Source organism: Liquorilactobacillus satsumensis DSM 16230 = JCM 12392, assembly GCF_001435195.1.
In the GTDB taxonomy this organism is placed as follows: domain Bacteria; phylum Bacillota; class Bacilli; order Lactobacillales; family Lactobacillaceae; genus Liquorilactobacillus; species Liquorilactobacillus satsumensis.
The window spans coordinates 1-2,082 of the sequence record NZ_AZFQ01000032.1; the positions used below are offsets into that span (position 1 = coordinate 1).

The window sequence follows — 2,082 nt, forward strand, 5'->3', positions numbered from 1 at the left end:
TTTTTAGGCTAATTATACTCAAAATAAGTTTACCTGAAAAATTTTGCACCAGAACCACTTGGGAACTAAATAGCGCTAAAAAAATTGACGGATTCTAGAGGTAATAAGTTGTATTTCCTCAGGCTTTAAAGTTGCTTCAACTTGTCCGTTTGAACGTTTAGTGGGGTCAATAGCACGAACATGTTGCAATAAAGCTGTTCCATGAATCTTATTATGGTTGATCTCCACAAAAAGTGGAGATTTAGCATACTTTTCCACCTGCCAATATTTTGCAGAAGTACTAATTGGTACCACAATCACAGTATTAAAATATTGGTTGTAGTGAGCGTTACTGATAACCAAACAAGGGCGCTTCTTTTTAGTTTCAGTGCCTTTAGCGGGGTTTAAATCAATCCATAAAATGTCACCTTGAGTTAATTTCATTAATCAAAATCTTCACTTTCTACATCTGGTCCCCAGTCGAGTTCTGGAGTAGATAGGTTACCAAATTGTTTTTCTTGTGCTGCAACAGTTTGCCACAGATCGGGTTTACTAGGGATAATAGTAATTGTGCCATTAGGGGAGATTTTCCATTCAATAACGTCACTAGATTGAAGATCTAAAAGATTACGCACGGTTTTAGGAATAGTTACCTGATTTTTACTCGTAATCTTTGAACGAACGGTAGTTGAATCGTTAGTATTCATATAAATCAACTCCTTACTTTTTCCTTACTTAAATAATAACATAGTTAAAAGAGGAAGACAATCCTTGATCAACGTTAATAATCAGGACGAAGTTTAGAGAAAACAGTTTAAAGTGAGCGTTAAGAGGTTCTTTTTTTTGTATAAAAATAAACTCACTCAATTTTAGAGTGAGTCTATTTGACATAACCACGACTTCAGGCAAGTAACCTGAAAAGGGAGCTTTTCACATGTTTAAGCGAAAAATAGTTTAGGGCAGATCATTACCTGCAGCCAAGTAAACGTCGTACCATTCCTGAGCTGTTAGTTTAACCTTAGTGCCATCTACTGTATCGCGTAAATGAGCAGGGTTCATTGTACCAGCGATCACTTGTAGTTTTGCAGGGTGCCGCAAGATCCAGGCAGCAGCAATGGCATTTTTAGATACACTGTATTTATCTGCTAATTCTTGCAGTTTATCATTAACTTTAGGAAAATCAGGATTGTCAATGAATGTCCCTTCGATCTGACCATATTGGAAGGGCGACCATGCTTGGATCGTCATGTTGTGAAGTTGTGAATACTCTAATAATCCGCCATCATGATCAATACTTCTAGCGTCCGTCATGTTTGTGTGAATATCACGATCGATCGGACCTGTGTGCATTACACCAAATTGCAACTGATTGATCAGTAGTTTTTGATTGACAGCTGATTGAACTAAGTCCACTTGACCAGGGTTCATGTTAGATACGCCAAAATGCCGGACCTTTCCAGAGCTTTGTAATTCATCAAAAGCCGCTGCAACTTCGGCTGGGTCCATTAATGCATCAGGACGGTGGAGCAAGAAACTATCTAGATAGTCAATACCCATCCTTTCGAGCATGCCATCAACAGTTTCGAGTAAATGCTTTTTTGAAAAGTCATAACGTGTGATCTCATTATTACGTTCAGGATTACGATAAATTCCGCCTTTAGATTGAATAAAGAAGTCATCTCGTGACAAAGATGATTTTTTAAGCGCTTGGCCAAACCTTTCTTCAGCCTTCCCGGCATCGTAGACGTCCGCGGCATCAATATAATTAATACCTAAGTCCTTGGCAGTTTCTAAAACAGTAACCGCATCGTCGACACTTAGGGGTGCAATGCGCATAATGCCCAAAATGACCTCAGAACCTGTAAAACCAGAACCACCAATTTTGACTTGTTTCATTAAAATATCCTTCCTTTCATCTCTAATACTTATGGCAAGTATAAAACAATTAAAGACAATTTCAAAACGATAAAAACTTGGAACCAAATTCAACAAAGTTGATCTTATCAAACTTAAAATCTTTGTCTCGTTAGAAGCAATTATCCGCTAATGGATGTAAGCTGATTCCTGAGACAACTTTTAAGAGAGCGTATAATGAATAAATCG

At 37.7% G+C, this 2,082-nt stretch carries 3 protein-coding genes; all 3 read right to left on the minus strand.

Annotated features, from left to right (window positions below; translation table 11 throughout):
• Positions 1 to 75: 75 nt before the first annotated feature.
• Positions 76 to 423 (minus strand): type II toxin-antitoxin system PemK/MazF family toxin, encoded by a 348-nt coding sequence (locus FD50_RS03835; protein WP_017867064.1) that lies wholly within the window; start codon positions 421 to 423, stop codon positions 76 to 78.
• A complete protein-coding gene (locus FD50_RS03840; protein ID WP_056960396.1) occupies positions 423 to 686 on the minus strand; it encodes an AbrB/MazE/SpoVT family DNA-binding domain-containing protein in 264 nt (87 codons plus the stop codon). Before FD50_RS03840 ends, FD50_RS03835 begins: the two co-directional genes overlap by 1 nt.
• 247 nt (positions 687 to 933) lie before the next feature.
• A complete protein-coding gene (locus tag FD50_RS03845; protein WP_056960398.1) occupies positions 934 to 1,875 on the minus strand; it encodes an aldo/keto reductase in 942 nt (313 codons plus the stop codon).
• Between the last annotated feature and the right edge of the window lie 207 nt (positions 1,876 to 2,082).

Coding starts and splice junctions, on each gene's coding strand:
- FD50_RS03835 (WP_017867064.1), bottom strand. CDS start 423: ATGAAATTAACTCAAGGTGACATTTTATGGATTGATTTAAACCCCGCT.
- FD50_RS03840 (WP_056960396.1), bottom strand. CDS start 686: ATGAATACTAACGATTCAACTACCGTTCGTTCAAAGATTACGAGTAAA.
- FD50_RS03845 (WP_056960398.1), bottom strand. CDS start 1,875: ATGAAACAAGTCAAAATTGGTGGTTCTGGTTTTACAGGTTCTGAGGTC.